The sequence below is a fragment of the Clostridium uliginosum genome (assembly GCF_900112485.1).
Classification (GTDB): domain Bacteria; phylum Bacillota; class Clostridia; order Clostridiales; family Clostridiaceae; genus Clostridium; species Clostridium uliginosum.
This window is the reverse complement of record NZ_FOMG01000007.1, coordinates 138,474-164,621: the sequence shown is the minus strand read 5'-3', so window position 1 is coordinate 164,621 and position 26,148 is coordinate 138,474. Positions and strand designations below refer to the sequence as shown.

Annotated in this window: 17 protein-coding genes, 7 tRNA genes, 1 rRNA gene and 1 other annotated feature; of the genes, 21 read left to right on the top strand and 4 right to left on the bottom strand. The window is 26.4% G+C overall.

The features are described 5' to 3' along the window. Nucleotides 1–100: 100 nt before the first annotated feature. The 15 genes from rrf to addA all read left to right on the top strand — a co-directional run bounded on the left by rrf (nt 101) and on the right by addA (nt 13,940). Nucleotides 101–217 (top strand): 5S ribosomal RNA (gene rrf / locus BM027_RS07010). 7 nt (nt 218–224) lie between these two features. Beyond that, nucleotides 225–301, top strand: a tRNA-Ile gene (locus BM027_RS07005). Between the two features lie 4 nt (nt 302–305). Beyond that, a tRNA-Ala gene (locus BM027_RS07000) sits at nt 306–381 on the top strand. Nucleotides 382–467: 86 nt separating this feature from the next. Next, nucleotides 468–983 carry an HDIG domain-containing metalloprotein gene (locus BM027_RS06995; protein WP_090090061.1) on the top strand — a complete coding sequence of 172 codons (516 nt, stop codon included), beginning with the start codon at nt 468–470 and terminating at the stop codon, nt 981–983. A 31-nt stretch (nt 984–1,014) separates the two neighbouring features. Beyond that, nucleotides 1,015–1,527 carry a transcription repressor NadR gene (locus BM027_RS06990; protein ID WP_090090059.1) on the top strand — a complete coding sequence of 171 codons (513 nt, stop codon included), beginning with the start codon at nt 1,015–1,017 and terminating at the stop codon, nt 1,525–1,527. A gap of 14 nt (nt 1,528–1,541) precedes the next feature. Then, nucleotides 1,542–2,945 carry an FAD-dependent oxidoreductase gene (locus BM027_RS06985; protein WP_090090057.1) on the top strand — a complete coding sequence of 468 codons (1,404 nt, stop codon included), beginning with the start codon at nt 1,542–1,544 and terminating at the stop codon, nt 2,943–2,945. Nucleotides 2,946–2,968: 23 nt separating this feature from the next. Then, nucleotides 2,969–3,205: a DUF1667 domain-containing protein gene (locus BM027_RS06980; protein ID WP_090090054.1), complete on the top strand. Its 237-nt coding sequence runs from the start codon at nt 2,969–2,971 to the stop codon at nt 3,203–3,205. Between the two features lie 62 nt (nt 3,206–3,267). After that, nucleotides 3,268–3,462 (top strand) — a binding site (T-box leader). A gap of 61 nt (nt 3,463–3,523) precedes the next feature. Next, nucleotides 3,524–4,801: a serine--tRNA ligase gene (serS, locus tag BM027_RS06975; protein ID WP_090090052.1), complete on the top strand. Its 1,278-nt coding sequence runs from the start codon at nt 3,524–3,526 to the stop codon at nt 4,799–4,801. Between the two features lie 310 nt (nt 4,802–5,111). After that, nucleotides 5,112–5,202, top strand: a tRNA-Ser gene (locus BM027_RS06970). 34 nt (nt 5,203–5,236) lie between these two features. Continuing rightward, a tRNA-Ser gene (locus BM027_RS06965) sits at nt 5,237–5,327 on the top strand. Nucleotides 5,328–5,710: 383 nt separating this feature from the next. Then, a tRNA-Ser gene (locus BM027_RS06960) sits at nt 5,711–5,801 on the top strand. 25 nt (nt 5,802–5,826) lie between these two features. Beyond that, nucleotides 5,827–5,917: transfer RNA gene (locus BM027_RS06955), tRNA-Ser, on the top strand. 160 nt (nt 5,918–6,077) lie between these two features. After that, on the top strand, nt 6,078–6,596 hold the full coding sequence (locus tag BM027_RS06950) for a GNAT family N-acetyltransferase (protein ID WP_090090049.1): 519 nt from the start codon (nt 6,078–6,080) through the stop codon (nt 6,594–6,596). Nucleotides 6,597–6,644: 48 nt separating this feature from the next. Continuing rightward, complete coding sequence (gene addB / locus BM027_RS06945; RefSeq protein WP_090090046.1) at nt 6,645–10,097, top strand: helicase-exonuclease AddAB subunit AddB; 3,453 nt, start codon at nt 6,645–6,647, stop codon at nt 10,095–10,097. 111 nt (nt 10,098–10,208) lie between these two features. Further along, a complete protein-coding gene (gene addA / locus BM027_RS06940; RefSeq protein ID WP_090090043.1) occupies nt 10,209–13,940 on the top strand; it encodes a helicase-exonuclease AddAB subunit AddA in 3,732 nt (1,243 codons plus the stop codon). A 272-nt stretch (nt 13,941–14,212) separates the two neighbouring features. On the opposite strand, the gene BM027_RS06935 is transcribed toward addA, so the two are convergent. Further along, complete coding sequence (locus tag BM027_RS06935; protein ID WP_090090041.1) at nt 14,213–15,382, bottom strand: L,D-transpeptidase; 1,170 nt, start codon at nt 15,380–15,382, stop codon at nt 14,213–14,215. A 209-nt stretch (nt 15,383–15,591) separates the two neighbouring features. Between BM027_RS06935 and BM027_RS06930 the strand changes: the two genes are divergently transcribed. After that, on the top strand, nt 15,592–16,395 hold the full coding sequence (locus BM027_RS06930; RefSeq protein WP_090090039.1) for a DUF1189 domain-containing protein: 804 nt from the start codon (nt 15,592–15,594) through the stop codon (nt 16,393–16,395). Nucleotides 16,396–16,544: 149 nt separating this feature from the next. On the opposite strand, the gene BM027_RS06925 is transcribed toward BM027_RS06930, so the two are convergent. Then, nucleotides 16,545–17,759: a dicarboxylate/amino acid:cation symporter gene (locus BM027_RS06925; protein ID WP_090090037.1), complete on the bottom strand. Its 1,215-nt coding sequence runs from the start codon at nt 17,757–17,759 to the stop codon at nt 16,545–16,547. Between the two features lie 249 nt (nt 17,760–18,008). Between BM027_RS06925 and BM027_RS06920 the strand changes: the two genes are divergently transcribed. The 3 genes from BM027_RS06920 to BM027_RS06910 all read left to right on the top strand — a co-directional run bounded on the left by BM027_RS06920 (nt 18,009) and on the right by BM027_RS06910 (nt 20,762). Continuing rightward, entirely contained in the window at nt 18,009–18,914 is a 906-nt protein-coding gene (locus BM027_RS06920; protein WP_090090034.1) for a sensor histidine kinase, read from the top strand. 420 nt (nt 18,915–19,334) lie between these two features. Beyond that, nucleotides 19,335–19,409 (top strand) — tRNA-Arg (locus BM027_RS06915). A gap of 216 nt (nt 19,410–19,625) precedes the next feature. Further along, the gene (locus BM027_RS06910; RefSeq protein ID WP_090090031.1) at nt 19,626–20,762 is read left to right on the top strand and encodes a Card1-like endonuclease domain-containing protein; all 1,137 of its coding nucleotides are present in this window, start codon (nt 19,626–19,628) and stop codon (nt 20,760–20,762) included. Nucleotides 20,763–20,899: 137 nt separating this feature from the next. Here BM027_RS06910 and BM027_RS06905 read toward each other — a convergent pair whose 3' ends face one another. Then, nucleotides 20,900–21,799: a phosphatidylserine decarboxylase gene (locus BM027_RS06905; RefSeq protein WP_090090028.1), complete on the bottom strand. Its 900-nt coding sequence runs from the start codon at nt 21,797–21,799 to the stop codon at nt 20,900–20,902. A 319-nt stretch (nt 21,800–22,118) separates the two neighbouring features. Between BM027_RS06905 and BM027_RS06900 the strand changes: the two genes are divergently transcribed. After that, on the top strand, nt 22,119–22,688 hold the full coding sequence (locus tag BM027_RS06900) for a TetR/AcrR family transcriptional regulator (protein ID WP_090090026.1): 570 nt from the start codon (nt 22,119–22,121) through the stop codon (nt 22,686–22,688). A gap of 68 nt (nt 22,689–22,756) precedes the next feature. Here the strand turns inward: BM027_RS06900 and BM027_RS06895 are convergent, their stop codons facing one another. Next, nucleotides 22,757–24,352 (bottom strand): ABC-F family ATP-binding cassette domain-containing protein, encoded by a 1,596-nt coding sequence (locus BM027_RS06895; protein ID WP_090090024.1) that lies wholly within the window; start codon nt 24,350–24,352, stop codon nt 22,757–22,759. Between the two features lie 419 nt (nt 24,353–24,771). On the opposite strand from BM027_RS06895, the gene BM027_RS06890 reads away from it, so the two are divergent. Beyond that, a complete protein-coding gene (locus BM027_RS06890; protein ID WP_090090022.1) occupies nt 24,772–26,085 on the top strand; it encodes a sodium-dependent transporter in 1,314 nt (437 codons plus the stop codon). Nucleotides 26,086–26,148 lie beyond the last annotated feature (63 nt).

Here is a 26,148-nt window from a genome sequence, read left to right as displayed (position 1 = left end):
AATAGGTCGAGGGCTTGACCTATAATTAATTAAGTAAATATATACATTAGAGGAAACTCAAACTTATGTGCAATTTTGAAAGAACAATTCTTTCAATTAATCTGGTGATGATGGCGTAGAAGTAACACTCCTTTCCATTCCGAACAGGACAGTTAAGATCTACAGCGCTGAAGGTACTGCATGGGCAACTGTGTGGGAGACTAGGACATTGCCAGGTAAGTAAAGGATCTTTAGCTCAGTTGGTTAGAGCAACCGGCTCATAACCGGTAGGTCTGGGGTTCGAGTCCCTGAAGGTCCACCATTTTGGGGGTATAGCTCAGTTGGGAGAGCACCTGCCTTGCACGCAGGGGGTCAAGAGTTCGAATCTCTTTATCTCCACCATTAAAAAAGTTATGAATTAATTCATAACTTTTTTTGTTATAATTAAAAGTATATTTGTTATAATTAATACAGGAGAAAATAATAAGATGATATACAGAATGAAGCAATTTTATTGGGGATTCATATCATTATTAAAAAAGGATGATGATTGTCTATTAAATAAATATCTCAATGCGAATGAAAAAGGATTATTTATGAAATTGAACAAATCAGAAAGACAACATTCAGTTAGAGTATGTAAAGAATCTATTAATTATATTGACAAACATAATATGATTAATATTAAAAAAGATAGAATGGCTAAATGTGCATTACTACATGATATAGGCAAAATTAAATCTTCATTAAATGTAGTAGAAAAGGGTTTATTAGTTATTATCAATAAAGTTACTCTAGGAAGGTTTTTAAAGTATACTAAGTATAGTAAGATAATAGATTATTATAATCACCCTAAACTAGGTGTAGAGTCATTAAAACAAATAGGTATTTATGATAATGAAGTTTTATATTGTATAGAAAGACATCATAATGAAATAGATAATAAAGAGATAAAACATAACTTATATTTAAGTATACTAATAATATGTGATAATAATAATTAGGTAAAATTTTTGTGTTATGGAGGTTAATATTATGAATTCCATTGAAAGAAGAGCAGAGATACTTATGTATTTAACACAGAGAAAAGATCCATTAAAAGGTAGTGAAATAGCTAGAAAATATGGAGTAACAAGACAAATAATTGTAAAAGACATAGCTATACTTAGAGCAAAAGGTGAGAATATAATGGCTACTCCTGATGGCTATATAATTAATAAAGAAATGAATAAAATAAAAGCAATCATAGCAGTGAAGCATAAAGAAGAACAATTAATTGAAGAAATGGGTATAGTAATTAAATATGGGGGAACTATTGAAGATGTGATAGTTGAACATCCATTGTATGGAGAAATAAGAGGAATGCTAATGATTAAAAATTATAATGAGCTAAATAAATTTTCAGAAAAATATAAAAATCAAAAAGGTAGATTATTATCAGTACTAACTAATGGTGTCCATCTTCATACCATATCGGCAGATAATGATGAAAATATTAATTTAATTATAAATGAATTAAAAGAAAACGGATTTATAGTATTAGATTAGGAGGAATTATAGTTATGGATTATGATATATTAATTTTAGGTGGAGGTATAATCGGATGTGCTGTAGCTTATGAATTATCAAAATATAATATTAACATAGCATTAATTGAAAAAGATTATGATGTGGCAGATGATATTTCTTTTATAAATACAGCTATTATTTATGATGGATCTGAGACTTCAGATGTTATCATGGCTGGATTGGAAAATATAGGAATGAAATTAATAGAAAGAGCATGTAAAAAGTTTAGTGTTCCATATAATAAGACGGGTGCATTAAGGATGGCATCCAATAATAATAATAAAGGTAAATTAGATACTATGTATGAAAGAGCTAAGGAACGTGGAATAGAAGGCGTTTATATAATAGAAGATAATGATAAATTAATTTATGATATAGAACCTAATTTAAATATAAAAGTAGATAAGGCATTATATTCAGAAAATATTGCAGTAATTTCACCATATGATTTAGCTATATCTTATGCAGAAGTTGCGGCAGATAATGGTGTTAATTTTAAATTAGAGGAAATAGTAATGGATATTAAAAATATTTCAGGTGGATTCAAAGTAACTACTAATAAAAATAAATTTACATGTAAGGTTGTAGTTAACACAATACCTGATGAAATATATATAGATAATAATAAAGAAGATTTAGAAAAAAATAATGATTATAAAAACATGAATTACATATTGTTTGAAAATAAATTAGAAAAACACATAAATACTATACTTATAGATGAGATAGATAATGGAATATTTGTTATAAATAATCCAACAATATCAGAAGGAAATTTGATAGGTATAAAAAGTAATCATTTATTAACATTAGATGAAGGTATAGATATTTCTAAAAATATTTTTCCAGAAGGTAAAAAAGAATTTGTGAGTAATATATTTACAGAAGTATATAATAAAGATGTAATGGTTATTGATGACAGTAAATTAAATTCTGGATATATAAAGGTTACAGGAACTCATTATGGAAAGATTACTATTGCTCCAGCAATAGCTATGATGATAAAAGATACTTTAAAAAATAGCTTAAATATAACTAGAAAAAAGGATTATGTAGATAAGAGAAGAGAAGTATATAGATTTAAAGAAATGTCAAACGAAGAAAGAAATGAAATAATCTCGTTAGATAAGAAGTATGGAAATATAGTTTGTGTATGCAATAATATTTCTGAAGGAGAAGTAGTTGATTGTATTAGAAGACCATTAGGAGCGAGGACTGTAGAAGGAGTAAAGAGACGTACAGGTGTAGGATTAGGAAATTGTAATGGATCTCATTGTAACATAAAGATAATTAAAATATTAGCAAGAGAAATGAATAAAAATATTTTAGATATAGTAGAGGATTCAAAAGACTCAAACATATTATCTAGTAGAATCAAAGAGTTTAAAGAAATATAATATTATAAAGGAGAATTATAACTATGAGTAGCAAAGATATTTTTACTAGTTTAGTTAGAGTAAAAGGAGATGAAAATCATAAAGTAATTTCTGTAAAGAGCAATAATCCTATAGAAAAAGAATTATGGGCAGAATTTTCTAAAGTTCTTAGTAGGATTTATGTAAGTACACCTATTAATATAGGAGATATTATTTGCAAAAACATAATGAATACTGGAATTGATATTATATGTACAAAAAAAGTTAATGATAACTTTTAAAACAAATCTTTAACATATTGACAAATATAAGTATTTTGTAATATATTTAATACAAGTTAATATATAAACCTAAGATAAGGTTAGTAATAATATAGTGATTTTTAGAGAGTCAGTGTTAGGTGTAAACTGATATTCATGCATTATGAATCCACCTTTGAGGGACTGTGATGAGCAGTACGGTAATATCGTTAAAGTTTAGAGTGAATAACAATTATGTTATTAATTAGGGTGGTAACGCGGAGTCTTTCGTCCCTTTTATAGGTAGAAGGATTCTTTTTTTGTATAAAAAAATAGAATAATTTTAAGGAGGAAAAATTAATGTTAGATTTAAAAAGAATTAGAAATAATCCAGAAGAGATTAAAAATCTCTTATCAAATAGAGGGGAAGATTTTGATGTTTCAGTTATTGATGAAATAATAAAATTAGACGAGGAAAGAAGAAAAATATTAGTAGAAGTTGAAATGCTAAAAGGAAAGAGAAATCAAGTTTCAGCAGAAATTCCAAAGCTTAAAAAAGCAGGTCAAGATGTTACTGAAATAATGAAGGATATGAGAGAATTAGGAGATAAAATTAAGACATTTGATACAAGAGTAACAGAAATAGATGAAAGAATAAAATACATAATGTTAAGAATCCCTAATATTCCAAATCCACAAGTTCCAGATGGAGAAACTGATGAAGATAATATTGAAATTAAAAAATGGGGTGAACCTACTAAATTTACATTTGCACCTAAAGCTCACTGGGATTTAGGAACAGATCTTAATATATTAGATTTTGAAAGAGGTGGAAAGGTAGCTGGATCTAGATTTACTGTATATAAAGGATTAGGTGCTAGATTAGAAAGATCTATAATTAACTATTTCTTAGATAAGCACACAGTAGAGAATGGTTATACTGAAATATTACCACCATATATGGTTAATAGAGAAAGTATGGTTGGAACAGGACAATTACCTAAATTTGAAGAGGATGCATTTAAGGTAGAAAACAATGGATATTTTTTAATTCCAACTGCAGAAGTACCAGTTACCAATATGTATAGAGATGAAGTTTTAAGTGGTGCAGATCTACCAATAAAACATGCTGCATATTCAGCTTGTTTTAGAGCAGAAGCTGGATCAGCAGGAAGAGATACAAGAGGACTTGTCAGACAACACCAATTTAATAAAGTTGAATTAGTTAAGTTCTGTAAACCAGAAGATTCTTATAATGAATTAGATAAACTAGTAATAGATGCTGAATCAGTACTACAAGGATTAGGTTTACCTTATAGAATAGTTAGAATATGCAAGGGTGATTTAGGCTTTACAGCTGCTTTAAAATATGATATAGAGGTTTGGATGCCTAGTTATGATAGATATGTAGAGATTTCAAGTTGTTCTAATTTTGAAGATTTCCAAGCTAGAAGAGCAAATATTAAATATAGAGAAACACCAAAAGATAAACCTCAATTTGTTCATACTTTAAACGGATCAGGAGTAGCTATTGGAAGAACAGTTGCAGCTATATTAGAGAATTATCAAAAAGAAGATGGAACTGTAGAAATTCCAGAAGCAATAAAAAGGTTCATGGGTGTAGATAATATCAAGTAATTATTAGGTTTGGATGGAGTTTTCTTATGAGAAATACTTTCTCCATGAATATTAGAAGAACTTATCTAGGTGTGTAGCAGTGCTTAGTACTCACTTCAATAGAAGATGGGGATGTTAGTAATGGTACCAATCGGATAAAATAAAATTTTACAAAATACAACTGTATCAAAATACAAGTTAATGTTTGTTTTGATACAGTTTATTTGTGATATATATTAGAAATAGTAACTATTATACTATTTAAAAATACATTTTAAAATAAAAGTTGACAAACTTTATACAAATTGATATAATAACTACTGTAAGTTGTGGAAAGATGGTCGAGTTGGTTTAAGGCACCGGTCTTGAAAACCGGCGTGCGTGTGAGCGTACCCAGGGTTCGAATCCCTGTCTTTCCGCCATTTTTTTTATCTAAAAATATATATGAAGGCACATGGAGAATTACTCAAGTGGCTGAAGAGGCGCCCCTGCTAAGGGCGTAGGTCGGGCAACTGGCGCCCGGGTTCAAATCCCGGATTCTCCGCCAAAAACATCTAACATATTGTTAGATGTTTTTTATGTTTTAATATATAAGTTTTATAAAAGATTGTTCATCTAAATTAAAAAATATGTTATATCTTAAATAGCAACACATAAAAATATGAACTAAGTTAATTAGAATATATATAATCGTTTAAGTTAAGATTATATTTTTTTATTATAATTTTTAAGAGTATTAGAAGTTAGGCATATTCAAAAAATGATATTAGAGCATTATGTAGATTTATAAAAATTTTATTTAATATATTTTTAGTTGATTGAGTAGCCTTATATTAATTAAATTAGAAAAATATAAATTAAAAATGCAATTAATATAAAATTATGTTGACACTTTTAACATTGATTGATATAATAAATTCTGTAAGTTATGGAAAGATGGTCGAGTTGGTTTAAGGCACCGGTCTTGAAAACCGGCGTGCGTGTGAGCGTACCCAGGGTTCGAATCCCTGTCTTTCCGCCATAAATTTTTTATATGTAGGGCACATGGAGAATTACTCAAGTGGCTGAAGAGGCGCCCCTGCTAAGGGCGTAGGTCGGGCAACTGGCGCCCGGGTTCAAATCCCGGATTCTCCGCCAAAAACATCTAACAATATGTTAGGTGTTTTTTTTGTATAAATTAAGTGATTATTATAAGATATGGATGAAAAATATTATATAAGATAATAGTATATTAAGGCAATAGTATACTAAATAAATAGTATAATAATAATATGATTAATTTTTAGAGAGGGTATTTATGCTTAAAGGTAATAGAATTTACTTGAGGTTAATAGAAATTAAAGATATTAGAAGATTATATGATTTGTGCAATGATGAAGAAGTAAAAAAATATAATAACCAACTAACACATTCAGAAAAAAATAAAGCTTTACTTAAAAATATAAATAATATAGGCTTAGGTTTAAAAAAAGCATTAAGCATAATTAATGAAAAGAATGTTTTAGTTGGATTTATAACTTACAAACAAATCATGCACAGCAAAGATATTTATTCAATAGGAATCACTATTGGCAAGATGTATTGGAATAGGGGTTATGGTGAGGATTCAATAAACACATTAATTAAGTACTTATTTAATGATTTAAATGCATTAAGGATAGAGCTAGAAGTTGTATGCAGTAACTTAAGAGCTATAAGATGTTATAAGAAATGTGGTTTCGTAGAAGAGGGAAGAAAGAGGAATGGATATTATATAGATGGTGAAGAAATGGATATAATAATTATGGGTATCCTAAAAAAAGAGATGGTTTTATAATTTTTAGTTGATTTTTTATTATTAAACAACAAAAAAGTAGGAGTAATTATGAGTATAAGATTTATTTATGGAAGATCAGGAAGTGGAAAAAGTCAATTTTGTATAGAAGAAATAAAGAAAACAATAGAAAATAAAGAAGAATATAATATTATTTTATTAGTTCCTGAACAGTATACATTTAGTACTGAAAATAAAATTTTGCAACAGATAGGAGAATGCGCTCTTTTAAGAACAGAAGTTTTAAGCTTTAAGACAATGTGTCATAGAGTTTTTGAAGAGCGTGGAGGAAGAGTTAAACAAATAATAAAAGATACTGGTAAGCATATGTTAATACATAAAGTATTAAATGAAAAAATCGATGAATTAAATTATTTTAAAAAGATGTCAAGAGAACAAGGATTTAATAATGTAATATCTAAATCAATTACTGAATTTAAAAAGTATAATGTAGATATTAGTAATTTAAGAGAGTTAGAAGATAAAATAGATAATAATGAATTAATAGATAAGATAAGAGAACTATCTTTAATCTATGAAGCGTTTAATTTCAAAATGCATAGTTCATATATTGATACGGATGATGAATTAACTTTGTTAAGCAAAAAGTTATTAGAGAACAACATATATGAAAAAAGTGAAATATGGATAGATGAATTTACAACTTTTACACCTCAACAATTAGAAATTATAAGAATATTAGCAAAGGGCTCTAAAGTTAATATAACTCTTTGCATGGATAAGGTAACATCAAGTGAAAATAATGATATTACAAATGTATTTAGTTGTATAGAAGGTACTGAAAGTAAGATATTAAAACTAATGGAAGAAAATAATATAGGGTATATTAAGCCCATTAATTTAAATAATAAAAATTTATATAGATTTAAAGACAGCAAAGAATTAGGACATATAGAAAAGTATTGTATTACTTATCCGTTTAAAGAGTATATGGGAGAGAATAAGGATATAAGACTATACAAGGCAAATAATACTTATGATGAGATTGAGAGCGTCTCAAAGGATATAATTAAGCTTGTAAGAGACGAAGGATATAGATATAAAGATATATCTGTTGTGTGTAGAAATATAGATGATTATAACAAAATAATATCTGTTATATTTAATGATTACAATATCCCTTATTTCATGGATAAGAAAATTAAATTATTAAACAATCCACTAATAATTTTAATAACTTCTTCATTTGAAGTATTATTTAAAAACTGGTCTTATGAAAGTGTTTTTAAATATTTAAAGAGTGGATTAACTGGGATAGATAATAAATATATTGATAGATTAGAGAATTTTGTTTTAGAACATGGAATAAAGGGATATAAGTGGAGTATAGAAGAAATTAATAAACTTAAGATGTTAAGCCAGGAAAATGGAGTTTCTGATGAAGAATTGTTTATATTTGATGTAATGGAACAAATCAGGAATTCACTTCTATTATTTCATAATAAAATAGAAGGTAAACATACGGTTAGAGATATATGTAAAGCTATCTATGAGTTTTTAGTAGATATAAAAGCTTTTGAAAAAATAGATGCTTTAATAGAAGAATTTGAAGATTTAGGATTAGAAGATAAGGTTAAGGAATATAGCCAAGTTCAAACTATTGTCGTTGATATATTGGATCAAGCGGTAGATGTTATAGGGTTAGAAGAAATAGAATCATTTGAGTTTTTTAAAATATTAAATTCAGGATTTGAAAATGAAGAGATAGGTGTTATACCTGTGGCTTTAGATCAAGTTAATGTTGGAGATATAGCAAGAATAAAAGGAAGAGATGTAAAAGCATTATATATAGTAGGAATTAATGATGGTATATTGCCATCTAGTAATAAAGAAGAGGGAATTTTATCAGATAGAGATAGAATTGAGTTAAGAGAATTAGGAGTGTCATTAGCTTCTGATACTAGAAGTAAAGCATTTGAAGAACAATTTATAGTATATACTGCACTCACAATAGCTAGCGAATATTTAATGTTATCTTATCCTATGGCTGATTTTGAAGGAAAATCTTTAAGGCCATCAATAGTTATATCTAGAATGAAAAAGATATTTCCTAATTTGGTTGAAGAAAGTTCCATTTATGATTTAAATAAAAATACTGATTATTTAAATAAAATTATTGCACCAATTCCAACATTTAATGAATTAATATTTGCTTTAAGGAGAGATTTTGAAAATAAAGATATAGATGAGGAATATTGGGGAGAGGTTTATAATTGGTTTAAAGAAAATGAAAATTTTAGTTGGAAAATGGAAAATACACTTAATGGTTTAAATTATTCTAATACAGGAGAAAAAGTAGCAAGAAACAAGTTAAAATCTCTTTATACCAATAAAGATGGAAAATTAGCTTTCAGTGTTTCGAGGTTAGAGAAGTATGCAGAATGTCCATTTTCATATTTCATACAATATGGCCTTAAGGCCAAAAATCGTAAGGTATATGAATTTACACCCCCAGATTTAGGGTCATTTGTACATGAAGTTCTAGATTCTTTTACAGAAAAGGTTAAGGTAGATAAAATAGCATGGTCAGAGTTAGATAATCATAAATGTAGAAATATTGTATCAGATTTAATTGATAAAAAATTAAAAGAAGATAGTAATTCTATATTAAATAGTAGCAATAAATATAAATATTTTTCTCAAAGATTTAAAAGAGTTATTTCTAAATCAGTTTCTGTTATATCAGAGCAAATGAGAAGAGGACAATTTGAAGTATTTAATAATGAATTTTCTTTTGGAAATTATAAAGATGGAGAAGCAATAGTATTAAATCTTCCATCAAATAAAAAAGTATATTTAAATGGAAGAATAGATAGAATAGATACCCTAGATTTAGACGGTAACACTTATTTAAGAGTTGTAGATTACAAGACAGGAAATAAACATTTTGACTTAGTAGAACTTTATTATGGACTTCAAATACAACTTTTAGTTTATTTAGATGCACTACTTAGAAATTCGAAATATATATTGAAAAAACAAGCATTACCTGGTGCAATATTGTATTTTAGAGTAGATGATCCAATAATTAAAAGTAAAAAAGAAATGAGCGAAGAAGAAGTAGAAAAAGAAGTTTTAAATAACTTAAAAATGAACGGTTTGATATTAAAAGATGCAAAAGTAGTTAAGGCTATGGATAATGGGATGGAGACCGATGGATATTCATTAGTAATACCAGCTGCTTTAAAAAAAGATGGAGAGTTTAAATCAAATAGTGATGTAGTAACCGAAGAGGAATTTAATATTCTTAGGGAGTATGTAAATAAAAAGATGATTGATTTATGTGAGGATATGTTATGTGGAGATATTAAGATAGAGCCTACTAAACATTTAAATAATACACATTGTGATTATTGTGACTTTTCATCAATATGTCAATTTGATAGTAGCATTAAAGATAATAAATATAAAATTATAATGAAAAAATCTAAAGATGAGATTTGGGATAATATTAAAAAGGACTTAAATGAAAATAAAAAGTAAATTAGGTTTTTAAAGTTTTTAGTTAATATAATATGTTTTTTAATATTTGAATCTTAGAATTAATGATATTAGAGATTATAGAAATTTAATTGTTTAGATAGGAGTAAATTTATGGGTGAAACAAAATGGACGGATGAGCAGTTAAAGGCTATTACAACTAGAGAATGCAATTTATTAGTTGCTGCAGCTGCAGGATCTGGTAAGACTGCTGTTTTAGTAGAGAGAATCATACGAATAATTACTAATGAAGATAACGCTATAGATATTGATAAACTTTTAGTTGTTACATTTACAAATGCAGCAGCATCTGAAATGAGAGAGAGAATAGCTACTGCAATATCAAAACAATTAGATAGAAATCCAACATCTAAGAATCTTCAAAAGCAATTAACATTATTAAATAGAGCTAATATTACAACTATGCATTCTTTCTGTCTAGATGTAATTAAAAATAATTTTCATAAAATAGATTTAGATCCTTCTTTTAGAATATGTGATCAGACTGAAGGAACACTCCTTAAGATGGAGATTATAAATGAACTGTTTGATGATAAGTATGATGAGAATGAGAGTGAATTTATAAGATTTGTTGAAGCTTTTAGTAACTATAAAAGTGATGAAGGGTTAAAAGAGCTGGTTTTAAAACTATATAGTTTTACAATGTCAGGACCTTGGCCTCAGAAGTGGCTAAAAAATGCTGCAGAAGCTTTTAATATAAGCACCCTAGAAGAGTTAGATGAAACTAATTGGGCAAAAGTGTTAAAACAAAGCATTAAGGTTGAATTAGAAGGATATATAAAAATGATGGATAAAGCTGTTGAAATCATTAAAAATATTGAAGGATTAGAACCTTATTTAGATAGTTTTATTAGTGAATTAGAATTAATTATTTATGCTTATGATAATACAGATTTAAGTTTAGAGCATTTATATAATGCATTAAAAGGAATAAATTTCAATAGACTTAAGACAATAAAGAAAAACACTATAAGTGATGAAAATGCTCAAGATTTAGTTAAACAAATTAGAGATCAAGTTAAAAAGAAGATAGTTAGTTTAGTTGAGGGCACATTTTTAACATCACCTAATAATATGTTAGAGAATATTAAAAGTTCTTATCCATATGCAAGAGTGTTAACTGAACTTGTAGTGGAGTTTATAAATAGATTTAGTTGCAAGAAAAAAGAGAAAAATATACTAGATTTTAATGACTTAGAACATTTATGTTTAAATATATTAATCAATTATGATGATGAAGGTAACATAATTCCATCTAAAGTAGCAGAAAATTTTAAAGATTATTTTGATGAGGTACTTGTAGATGAGTATCAAGACTCTAATAATGTACAGGAAACTATAATTGAATTAATATCTAGAAAGAATTCAGATAACCCTAATGTATTTATGGTTGGGGATGTAAAGCAAAGTATATATAGATTTAGGCAGGCTAAACCAGAACTATTTATTGAGAAATATAATAGCTATTTTTTAGATAAAGGTAATAATAGAAAGATTCAACTTTATAAAAATTTTAGAAGTAGAGAAGAAATTATAAATGGAGTTAATTATATATTTAAAGAGGTAATGTCTAAGACTGTTGGAGAATTGGAATACACTGATGAGGAAGCTTTGAATTTAGGAGCTAATTATGCTTTAGAAAATGGTAAAGAAGATATAGTTGGTGGAGCTATAGAAGTTAATATTTTAGATAAAAGTTCCACTGAATCTACTCAAGAATTAAATGAAGAACCACTAATTGAAGATGAAGATATTGGAGATATTAATGTAGAAGCAAGAATTATTGCTAAAAGAATTAATGAGTTAATGTCTAAAAAAGATGATAAACAATTTAAGGTTTTAGATAATCAAACAGGTCAATATAGAAGTTTAAAGTATAAGGATATAGTAATTCTCTTAAGGGCAACTAAAAATTGGTCAGAAGTATTATTAGATGAATTAGGTTTAGCTGGTATTCCAGTGTATGCAGATACTGGATCAGGGTATTTTGAATCTATTGAAATTAGAACAATAATGTCTTTATTGAAAGTTATTGATAATCCAATGCAGGATGTTCCTATGATATCATTATTAATTTCACCAATTATAGGACTTACAGCTGAGGAATTAAGTGATATTAGGCTTATAAACAAGGATAAATATTTTTATGAAAATATAAATGAAATTGTTAAAGAAAAGCTAACATCAAAAGAGTTAAGAGACAAATGTATATATATAATTGAAAGCATTGATAAATGGAGAAAAAAATCAATGTATATGGCTATTGATGAATTTATTTGGTATTTGTATATGGATACTGCTTATTATGGATATGTTGGAGCTATGCCGAATGGAGTTCTAAGACAAGCAAATTTAAAAATACTATTTCAAAGAGCAAGACAATTTGGGGAGACTAGCTTTAAAGGATTATTTAATTTCATAAATTTTATAAACAAGCTAACTAAATCTTCAGGAGATATGGGAAGTGCTAAGATATTAGGTGAAAATGAAGATGTAGTAAGAATTATGAGTATTCATAAGAGTAAAGGATTAGAATTTCCAGTAGTATTTTTATGTGGTACGGGAAAGAATTTTAACTTGATGGATTTAAACAATAAAATTTTATATCATGATGAATTAGGATTAGGACCTGATTTTATAGATTTAGAGAAGAGGACTAGTATAACTACATTGCCTAAAGAAGCCATTAAAAAGAGTATGAGATTAGAAACACTATCAGAAGAGATGAGAATACTATATGTTGCATTTACTAGGGCTAAAGAAAAATTAATTATAACAGGTGCAGTAAGAAATGTTGAAAAGTCTATAGAGAGATGGATTAATTCAGCAGCATTAGATAAAAAGTTAATTTTACCTAGTGAAGTTTTAAAAGGAAAATCGTATATAGATTGGATTGGAATGGCTCTATGTCAACATAAAGATGCAACAATATTGAGAAAAGTTTTAGGCTATTCAGATGAAATATGTAAAGATGACTTATCTAAGTGGGAAATAAATATATGGAATAAAAATGATTTAACAAATGATGAAGGATTAGAAATTTTAAGCGAAGATAATGAAAATAAAGTATCAATATTAGATAAATGTATAGATATAAATATAAGAAATGAAATTAATAGAAGATTAGGATATCAATATAAATTTAAAGAATCAACTAAAATTAAAAGTAATATATCTGTATCTGATTTAAAGAAAAAAAATGATGAAGATGATTATGAATCACTTGAATTGTATAAGGAAGTTAGTAAAGTTATTACACCTAAATTTCTTCAAGAAGAAAAGGGATTATCACCAGCAGAGAGAGGGACAGCAGTTCATTTTGTAATGAAAAAGATAGATTTTAATAAGGTAAACTCATTAAAAGAAATTAAGGAACAACTAAATAAATTATTAGAAGAAGAATTTTTATTAGAAGAAGAATTTAAGGTTATTAATCCATACAAAATATTGAATTTTTTTAGAAGTAATTTAGGCAAAAGGGTTATTGAAGCATATAAAAGAAATGATAAAATTTATAGGGAAATACCATTTTATACTGAAATAAGTAGCTTAGAGATAGATAATTCATTACCGGAAAATTACAATAATGAAAAAGTCAGATTACAGGGTATAATAGATTGTTTCTTTGAAGAAAATGATGAATTAATACTTTTAGATTTTAAAACAGATTATGTAGAAGAAAACAGTGAACATGAATTAGACAATAAGTATAGAAAGCAATTGAAATATTATAGTGATGCAATATTTAAAATGACAGGAAAAAAAGTTAAACAAAGTTATTTATATTCTTTTTATTTAGATAAAGAAATAGAAATAATATTATAATTTATAATCAGCTTCTAACTATAAATATTATTATAAAGAATACTTATTTAAAATAATATTTATGAAGAACTATACCATATATAAGATAAAAAATTAATGTGATAAAAAAAGTACAGTAATAGATTTGCTTAGCGCTAAATCAATTACTGTACTTTTTTATTATAATATAAATATATATGTTTTAATTAACAATGTACAATTTAAGATACATCATTCTGTATTTTTTAACAATTCAGTAGTTTAAATATATAAACTTAATTAGAACATATATATTATTTAATTATAATTTTAGTATCTCTGGGAATGTTATCATAAATCCACTTAGCATCATTTAAGGAAAGTCGTATACAACCATGAGATGAACGTTTATTTAATGTAGTATCTAATATAGTAGTTTTATCCTTATCAAAAGGCATAGAATGAAATAAAATATCACCATCAATTTGAGTCCAATACTTCCCACCTTGATTATATTTTTCAGAAAAAAACCAAGCTCCTTTTTCCTTAATTGTAAATGAACCGCAAGGAGTATCTTCTCCATTAATGCCAGTAGAACATGAGAAGGTTTTATCTAAACTCCAATTATTAGAATTACCTTTATATATATAAGTCTTTTGATTTTTAATACTTATATTAATTAAGTAAGATGTATTACTTTTTAAATTTAATGTATTAATATTATAATTTGATAAATTATTTAGGCTAGTTTCAGACATTGCTTGAGAAGTATCAGAGTTTTTATCAAGATATTCTTGTTGTTTAACTTTAATTTCAGATATTTTTTTATTAATATCTTTATCTTCTCCAATTATGTCAGCACTGTCATATAAGCTGTTTAAGGCTTGTTTATAGTAATCACTATTAGCTAAATTATCACAATTAACGAATAAATCTTCTTTAATTTTATTTTTAGATTCACGTATACATATTAATGAGTCTATATAGTTTGGATCTAAAGGAGAAACATTATTAAAATAACTCATAGCTTCTAAATATTGATTTTTATTAAGGCAATCAATTCCATTAGTATAGTTATTAATTGAATCCTCAAGAAAAGGAATATTGTTTATAAGAGTAGACATTTCATTTGGGGTAAGACTATATCTATCTATTTCTTTAATCTTTGATAAAATTTCTTCTTGAGTTAGAGTTTTATCATCAATATTTTGCTTTAAATTATTTATATTATCGATAAAATAGTTTGATAGATCCTTTTTAAACATTATGTCTTTAAATGGATTAAAGTTTTCTTTGGTTAATAATAATTTATTTGCTTGTGAAAAGTTATTATTTTCAAAGTTTGTTTTAAATTCAGTAAAAAATTTATTATATTTATAAGCCTCAAAAAGTACACTTGATGTAAGTACTACTAATATTAATGAAATATATATAATTATTTTATGTGATTTTTTATTAAATTGAAAATGTTTATTAGTTTGCAAAATATACCTCCTATTTATTGCAGAACAAATATAATAAAAACTAAAAAGTCTTTTTACATTTGAATAATATAGAGCAATATTAGTTATAGTGTTATATTATAATATTAACAATAATTACTAATAATAAACCTTTATGTTTCATGTAATTAAATTATATGGTAAGATATTTATTAGAATTTACTTAATTTAAAGTTATATTGGAGGAAATAATGAAACAAAAAACTAATTTTTTTAAAAAGTTCATTAATTCTATTTATAATCTAAAAGAATTCTCTGAATATGCCAAAGAGGGATTTGGTAGAGCAATTTTATATGTATTTTTGATGGCTTTAATCGTTGGAGGTATAAAAGGAGCTGTAATAGGATATAAAGTTAATACAGAGATAGATAATATAAATAAAAGTTTACAAAGTGATGAGTATAAATTTTCTATAGAGAATGGTATATTAAACATGGAAAATTCACCTTTAGAATTTTCAAGTAACTCAAGTTTATTATATATTGATAAAGATAAAACATTAGATCAAGTTGATGAACTAAGGAGTTTAACTGTTCATAATGATTCTAATATATTATTTTTAAAGGATGGAATTTTATTAAACACGGAGATTAACACTCAAAAAATTTTTTATAAAGATATATTAGGTAATAATAATTTGAACAATACGAACTTATTAGTTCAAATGTCAATAATATCAAAAATTATTATTATGGCTATAGTTTTATATACAATATTTATGTGTTTTATAAATATCCTGATAAACTGCATATTTGTAACAGTATTTGCATCATTTTCACTAATATTTATGAAAATAGTAATGAAATATAGTGTATTATACTCAGTAAGTTTATATGCCGCAACATTACCATTTTTATTTCAAACTGTATTGGAGCTAATTTTCCCAAATATATATTTAGATACAATGTTTATAGTAGGAACATTAGTGTATGTGATCTTTATACTAAAGTATATTAAAAGTGAGATGTTAGATAAAATTAATTCATTAAAATAACTTGTAAATTTAGATAGAACTTAGGTATACCCTAATAAGTAATTATTTAAGTTACAATACTTAGAAATAAAAAGAAAAAAGTTCTCAGGTAGAATTTCTACGCTGGGAACTTTTTTATTACAGGTAATTCTAATAAAATCTAATTCTTTTTAAGCAGATAATGCATCACTATTATTAATTATAGTAGATATAGAATTCTTTTTTAACTTATTTTTCATAAAGTTATCAATAATTAAAGCTAAAGCTCCATCACCAGTTATATTAGTTGCTGTCCCAAAACTATCTTGTGCTGCATGAAGTGCAATCATTAATGGTTTTTCTATGTCACCAAATCCAAGCATTGTTTCAAGCAATCCAAGAGCAGCCATAACACCACCCCCAGGAACACCAGGCGCTGCTACCATAGTAACTCCAAGCATTAATATAAATGGTATCATTAGTCCCAAAGTTGGAATCTGTCCTTTCATAAGCATTACTCCAATTGAAGTTAACACAAGAGTTATAGTATCTCCAGCTAAATGAATTGTTGCACAAAGTGGAACAACTAAGTCAGCAACTTCTTCTGATACATTATTATCTCTAACACAGTTTAAAGTTACTGGAATAGTAGCTGCTGAGGATTGAGTTCCTACTGCAGTAAGGTAAGCTGGGATCATATTTTTTAGTAGTTTAAATGGATTTTCTTTTCTTAATATTCCTGCAACAGAATATTGCAATATTAAATAAGCAAATTGCAAAGAAAATAACAATAAATAAACTGTTGCAAAAGATTTAATAGTAGTAAAAATTTCTCCACTTAAGCTTAATTTAGCAAATATTGCTCCGATATAAATTGGAACAAGTGGAATAAGTATTTTTGAAACTATCATAGAAATGATAGAACTAAATTCTTCAAATCCCTTTAATAAAGAACTATTACTTATTTTTGAAAGTCCAATTCCAAAAATAAAAGCAAAAACTAATGCTGACATAATATTAAGTAGTGGTGGAATATCAATTGTAAAAAATGGATCTATCGTTAATCCTTGATTAGATGATAATGTAACATTGGTAATTAATTTTGGTAAAAATGTTATACCTAAGAAATACGCTAGAATTCCAGCAACAATAGTTGATATGTAAGCTAAAACAGTGGTAATAATTAATGCTTTACCAGAATTTTTACCTAAAGATGCTATACCAGGAACAATAAAACCAATAATTATTAATGGTATTACAAAAGATAAAAAACTTGCAAATAATGTGCTAAAAGTAGCTAATATTTTGATTGGAAATAGAACATTCATACTCTTGCAAGCTAATCCCAATAAAATTCCTAAAATGAGGAATAAAAAAATACGTTTAATTAATGAAAAATTATTCAACCTTAAGTCCTCCTTGTATATAATTACTGTGTATATGTACAAAAAACACATGTAATTCTATTGAATACAAATATACCACTAAACTATTTATTAGGTCAACACTTAGATATAATTTTTTTTAAAGTAAAATAAAAATTATTAATAAAATAGTTGTTTACATAAAAGTCATGTGATAATATAGAATTATAAAATAGAATAATTTGGAAATTTATATTGTTAGAATTTATTCATAAAAAGGGGAAATTTTAGATGGGTATGGTTGATAATTTAATAAACAATGTAACGCATGAAGATGAAGTACCAAGTAGAGCTGAGCTTACCAAATTATCAAAAGAAGAATTAATAAATAAGTGTATTGAGATAAGTCATTATAAAAGTTTGCAAGAAGATCTCCTTTTAAATATTTCGCATGATTTAAGGTCACCATTAAGTGTAATTTTAAGTGTATTGCAATGTTATGAAAGTGGATATTTAGATGAAAATAATAATTCTAAAATGGAGCAATACACCAGAAATATAAAAAGGAATAGTTTAAAAATGTTAAAGCTTATAGATAATCTTATAGATACTACTAGATTAGAGAGAGATTACTATAATATAGAAAGAAGAAATCTAGATGTAGTTAGCTTAATAGAAAATACTATATCTTCAATAGACAGATATGCAAAACAAAAAAATATATCACTAATTTTTGATACTAATATTGAACAGTGTGTTATAGCAGTTGATGCGGAAGCTTTAGATAGGATAATTGTGAATTTAATTTCTAATGCTATAAAGTTTTCGTTTGAAAATAGTAATATATACGTAAATTTATGGAAATCATCCAATGACTTGATAATATCTGTAAAGGATGAGGGCATTGGAATACCAATTCAGGATCAAAGTAAGATTTTTGATAGATTCATACAATGCACAAATAAAAAAAATAGTGAACATTGTGGAAGTGGAATAGGATTAGCTTTAGTAGAACATTTAACTAAAGCACATGGAGGATCTGTAGAATTAAATAGTATAGAAAATAAAGGTAGTGAATTTATTATTAAACTTCCAATAATTAAAATAAAAGAAAATGTAGAAGATAAAAAAAATCTTTTAAGTCAAAAAGATAATGTCCAAATGCTAGAAATAGAATTTTCAGATATTTATTTATAAAAATAATACTTTAAATTTAATTAAATACTTTAGGCATATTCAAAAAAATAACAAGCAAGTATGCTAGCTTATTTTGAGTCATAAGGAAGCTCGACTCGTATCACTCGCTGAGTAAGTGATTCACACAAAATCATAGATTGCACGGTGTGAAAGTTCGAAGAACGAAATATAAAATTTCGATTCTCACTTTTGGTTCTCTACTCATGTCGATAAGTTCAGACAATAGCGCGCTATGAGCTAAAATTACCTACTTGTCTGATACAAAATATGCTCAAAATATTTTACTTGTTATTTTATAAATTTCATATGTCTTATGTCTTATGTAATTTATAAAATAACATAAAGTATTTAATTCTATAAACTTGCGTATTATAATAGCTTGTGATAAGATATTTCTGGAAGTAAAATTAAAATAAATATGGAGCGTTAGTTAAACGGATATAACACACCGCTACGGACGGTGGATTGAGGGTTCGATTCCTTTACGCTCTACCATTATACTTAAATGAAAGTCTAACTATTTATAGTTAGACTTTTTTAGTATATTAAAAATAAGGAATAGTGTAATAATTATATATTAATAATAAATTATACAATTGGTTAAATTATATATTAGGCATATTAAAGAAAATAACAAGTAAAATATACTAGCTGACTTATTTGTTATTTATTTTAATATGCCTTAGTAAAATAAGTGAAGGTGCAATTATAATGAAAACTAATGTTTTAATTAATTTATTAGATAAGCATAACGAAGGAAATTTATTAGCTACGGATCAATTTAAACCTAATAAAGTACTTTATTTAAAAAGTAAAGAAAATGATAATTTATATAATCAAATAGAAAAATACCATAAAGAAAATTTTCCATTAGTTGATATTAAAAGCTATTGTATTAATGAAGGAGATATAGAAGGAATTAATAATATATTAAATGGTCTAATACCAGAAGAAACTATAGTTAATGTAACAGGAGGAAAAAGAATTAATTCTCTAATTTTATTAAATCAAGCATTAATTAAAGGATTTGATATTATATATGTAGATATTTTAAATAAAAAATTGTATAAATTAGGTGAAAATTCAAATGATATATTTCAACAATTTAAAGATATTTATTTAGATGACATTTTAAAAATAACAGGAGCAAATATATTATTGGATTCAACAACAATAAGTACATATCCAGATGTAATTAGTATAACAAAGAAAATTTATAAGAATTTAGAAATTTGGCATAAATATAAAAATAAGCTTTATGATGGTAATATATTTATACATGATTACGCTGAAAGTAATAAAATAATTGTTAATTTAGAGTACTTAAATGATGAAGAAACTAGAATACTAAAAATATGCTTAATATACTTACAAAATATTTGTGCAATACAATGTAAAAAAAACAAAGGTGAAATAAAAATATATTTTCAAAATGATTATTTAAAAGGATTTATATTTAAAAGTGGAACTTGGCTAGAGGTATTAACTAATATAGTAGTTAGAGAAATTAAGGAAATAGATGATGTTAAAAGTGGGGTAGTATTTGTATGGGATGAGGGAAAAACCAAAGTTAAGAATGAATTTGATGTATTAGCAGTTAAAGATGATATATTGATATGTATATCATGTAAAGATAGTTCTAAATATGATGAAAGTACATTAAATGAGTTGGATGTGTATAGCAAAAGATTAGGTGGAGATAATGCAAAGAAAATATTAGTAGCAACAAAAGAGCCTTCTAAAAAGTGTATTAATGAACGTGCAGATGCGATGGGAATAAATTTAGTAATATTAGATAAGGATATTAATAAATTTAAAAGTTCTTTAAAGAAAATAATTAATAATTAGAAAATAATACCCACACTTAAGGTATATAAAATAACAAGTCAAATATACTATAATACTGATTTGTTATTTTTTTAAAATACCTAAATATAAGTAGTGGGTATTATTTTTCACCAAATATGCGACGCATCTTTGGTCTATTATTTTCTTTCATGTGCCTTAGTACCAATTTTTTCGCCTAATAAAACTTTACACTCATAACCTTTTTTAGATTGAGCTAAAATATCATCATCTATTTTAATTTTATTTTTTTGGAAAAATAAGATTGTGGTTGAACCACCAAATTTAAAATATCCTTTTTCATCACCTTTGTTTACTTTTTTATCAGGTGAGTAAGTTTGAATTATAGAGCCAACGCAAGTTGCTCCAACTTCTATAGTTAGAATATCGCCAAAGTTATCTGATTTCAATATAGACCATTCTCTTTTGTTTTCACAAAAAAGTTTAGGTATCGAATTAAGAGCGATTGGATTAACTGAATAATAATGACCATTTATTTTAAAAGTTTCAGATGGAATTCCTGAATCTATAAAATGAAATCTGTGATAATCAGTAGGGCATAATCTTAGAATAACACATACTCCATTTTCGTAGTTTTTAGCAATTTTATCATCTTTAATTAATTCACTTAAACTATAAGTTAATCCTTTAATTTGAATAATATTATTAAGGTTAATATCATCATAAATAGTAATTCTTCCATCTCCCGGAGAAACTAATATATTTTCATCAGACACTATAGGTCTTGAACTAGGAATTAAAGTTCTAATAAAAAAATCGTTAAATGAAGTAAAATCAGAAATCTTTTTCTGAGCAATTGCCATATCAATATCAAAGTTTTCTACAAACTCAGGGATTTTTTTTGTACTTAACTTTGTATCACAAAATACACCATATAATTTTGAAAAAATTTTTCTTTTAGCAATTAATTCAGTAACGCCTTTACCTAGTGGAGATTCATAAGTCCATTCAATAAATTTTTTTCCAGCTATATTTTCTTCTTCATAAGTTTTAGTTTTTCTATCATATATTTTAATCATATATACCTCTTTCTTTTGAATGTGCCTAAATTAATATATAAGTCATCTTCCAATAAATAATTAGTCAGCATTCTTATCTTTTTTGTACTATACTGAATCAGCAAATACAACTAACAATAGCAGTATTAACTACACTCACGTCCTTGTCTAGTTCAAAAAATACTAAAAATCTTTGACTAGTTATTTATTTTACAATGCCTAAAGTAATTTTATCATACATATTAAAAATATCAAAAAATTAGAGTGTTTAAGAATATATAGTAAATGAATAGTGGTATAATGGTAATATTAATGAGATTAGAAAATGAGGAGATAAGTTGTGAATAAAACAAAGGTTTTAATTTTTAATTCTGCAATAGAAATATTTTCAAAATCAGGATATAAAGGATCCACTATGGATGACATAGCAGCAAATGCGGGACTTGCTAAGGGTACATTATATTATCATTTTACAAGTAAAGAAGAGATATTTAATTTTATAGTTGAAGAAGGACTAAAAATGCTTAATGATGAAGCTGTAAAAATAAAACAGCTAAATGAAAGTGCTATTGATAAATTAACAAAGATATGTAGAATACAATTAACATTCCTTTATGAACATAAGGACTTTTTTAAAGTAGTAATTAGTCAATTATGGGGAAATGAAAAAAGGCAAGATGAGTTAAGAAATAGAATTAGAAATTATATAAAGGAATTAGAGATTTACATTAAAGTAGCTATGGAAGAGGGTAAAATTAGACAAGGTGATAGTGAACTTATGTCTTATGAATTTTTTGGAACTTTATGTTCTGTTGCAATATATGAATCGATCAACATTGAAAAAATAGATTTAGAGGATATAATTGAAAAAACATCAAAGTTTATATTAAGAGGTCTCGGAAAAAATTAAATTATATGGCTAAATATAAAAAAATGGATAGTCTCTAAAGTGAGAATATCCATTTTATTTTGCTTTAATTATTTGTTTGATTCAGCAAATTCTAAGTATTCATCAAAACTCATAGTTCTATCAACTATAGATCCATCATCTTTAATGTCTATAATTCTATTAGCTATAGTTTGAATGAATTGATGGTCATGAGAAGCAAATAAAAGATTGCTACTATAATCCTTTAATCCATTATTTACAGCTGTAATTGATTCAAGATCTAAATGGTTAGTTGGTTGATCTAACATTAATACATTTGCATTTGAAAGCATCATTTTAGATAACATACATCTAACCTTTTCTCCTCCTGATAATACATTAGCTTGCTTTAAAGCTTCTTCACCAGAGAATAACATTCTACCTAAGAATCCTCTTATGTAACTTTCAGATTTTTCTTCAGAATATTGTCTAAGCCAATCTACTAAAGAAAGATCGCAGTCATTGAAATATGCAGAGTTGTCATTAGGGAAGTAAGCATTAGTTATAGTTATTCCCCATTTAAATTCTCCACTATCAGGTTCCATTTCTCCAGCTAATATCTTAAATAATGTAGTTACAGCTATTTCATTACCAACAAGGGCAATTTTTTCATCTTTGTTAACGATGAAGTTTATGTTATCTAAAACTTTAACTCCATCAATGGTTTTAGATAAATCTTTAACAGCTAATATATCATTTCCAACCTCTCTTTCAGGTTTAAATCCTACGAAAGGATATTTTCTACTTGAAGGTTGAATATCATCTAAAGTAATCTTATCTAATAACTTCTTACGAGAAGTAGCTTGCTTAGATTTAGAAGCATTAGCACTAAATCTTGCGATAAAGTCTTGTAAGTCTTTAATTTTTTCTTCTTTTTTCTTGTTTTGATCTTTTGATAATTGAAGAGCTAATTGGCTAGACTCATACCAGAAATCATAGTTACCAACATATATCTTAATTTTACCAAAGTCAACATCAGCCATTTGAGTACAAACTGTGTTTAAGAAATGTCTATCATGCGATACAACTATTACAGTTCCTTCAAAATTTGCTAAGAAGTTTTCTAACCAATTAACAGCCTTAAGGTCTAAGTGATTAGTAGGTTCGTCAAGAACTAATATTCCAGGATTACCAAATAAAGCTTGAGCTAAAAGAACTTTAATTTTTTCGGCACCTGTTAATTCTGACATTTTTTTAAAATGAATTTCTGTTCCTATTCCTAATCCTTGAAGTAAAGAAGAAGCTTCAGATTCTGCTTCCCAACCATTAAGTTCAGCAAATTCTCCTTCTAATTCAGATGCTTTAATACCATCTTCATCAGAAAATTCAGGTTTTGCATATATTTCATCTTTTTCTTTCATGATTTGGTACAATCTTTCATTACCCATAATTACTGTTTCTAAAACTTCAAATTCATCATATTTGTAATGATCTTGTTTTAAGACTGACATTCTGGTATTAGCTCTAATTATTACTTCACCTGTATTAGGTTCAATATCACCAGAAAGTATTTTTAAAAATGTACTCTTACCAGCACCATTAGCACCAATAACTCCATAACAGTTTCCTGGATTAAATTTAAGGTTGACATCTTCAAAAAGCTTACGTCCACCAAATCTTAAACTAACATTTGATACAGTTATCAATAAATTTCCCTCATTTCATAGCGTATTTATTCAGTTATTATACCATACAATAGTAGTTAAAGAGAACCATTGAGACAATCAAAACAAGCTTTATTATTGACATTTTTGTAAGTAAGGTGATAAAATTAAGGAAATTGTTAAACGGAGAGTAATAATTATGATATGCATTAATTTTAAAACTATTCAATTTAATAAAGCATATTACTTTAACTATTATAGGTAGAGCTTGTATTGATATTTATAGGTACAAGCCGAAAATGAACTTTGGTTTGTGTCTATGATGGTTAATGGTTTTTGTTATTCTCAAAATCGACCACATAGAAATTGCTATGTGGATTTAGGATTATTAGTATTGTAGGAGCCGAGCCACATAGTAAAAAACTATGTGGCTTTATTTTATGTAGGAGGTACAGTAGGAAATGGCTAAAAGAGAAAATTTCACAAGTAGAGCAGGTTTTATTTTATCGTGTATAGGAGCTGCAGTAGGATTAGGTAATATATGGATGTTTCCATATAGATTAGGTCAAAATGGAGGAGCAGCATTTCTAATTCCATATTTTATATTCGTGTTAATACTAGGATCAACAGGATTGATAACAGAGTTTGCTTTTGGAAGGAAATTTAAGGGTGGCTCAATGACAGGAATTAGAACTATATTTAATGAAAAAAATAAAAAAGGTGGTTTATTAGTAGGTTTAATACCAGTAGTAGGGCTTGCGGGAGTATTTATGTTCTATAATGTAGTTGTAGGATGGATAATGAAGTATTTTTCAATGAGTATTACAGGAGAATTATTTTCTATAGATGTTAATACATTTTTTCAAGGGTTTGCAGGAAGTAGTGAAACAATTATATGGGATTTTATCGCTATAGCATTAACACTAATTATAGTTTATGTTGGAGTAACAAAGGGAATAGAGCTGATAAATAAGATAATAATGCCAGCTTTATTTATTATATTTATTCTTCTAGCTATAAGATCACTTACATTACCAGGAGCTATGGAAGGAGTTAAATATCTTCTAACTCCTAAATGGGAGTTCTTATTTAAAGCTAATACTTGGGTTATGGCATTAGGACAAGCTTTTTTCACAGTATCATTAAATGGTTGTGGAATGGTTGTTTATGGTAGCTATATGAAGAAAGATTTTGATATACCAAGGTCAGCTTTAAGCACTGCTATTTTAGATACCTTAGCAGCACTTCTTGCATCATTTGTTATAATGCCAGCAGTATTTGCTTTTAAGTTAGATCCTATGGCAGGGCCACCATTACTATTTATAACAATGCCAACAATATTTAAGTCAATGCCAGGTGGTAGTATAATTGCAATAGTATTCTTTTTGAGTTTATTATTTGCAGCTATATCTTCTACCATTAATATGTTAGAAGGACCAGTTGAAGCATTAATGTCTCAAACAAAGTTTAGTAGAAAGAAGTCTGCTATGATTATTGCTGCTATAACATTTATATTATCAATACCATTAAATTTAAGTATGACTACTTTTGATAATTTTACTAATCTTATAACAATAATAATATCACCTTTAGCAGTACTTATAGTTTTCTTTGTATTTTACTATATGTATGATAATAAGAAAATCTTAGAGGAGATAAATTCAGGGGCAAGTAAAAATTTTGGAAATGGATTTTTAAAGTTTGCCAAATATGTTTTTGCAATTGTTACTATAATAGTTATAATTTTAGGTGTTATGTATGGAGGAATTGGTTAAGTTTATAAAATATTATATTTAAACAGTAAACTTAAATTATTAAATCATGATATAATTCCTAGA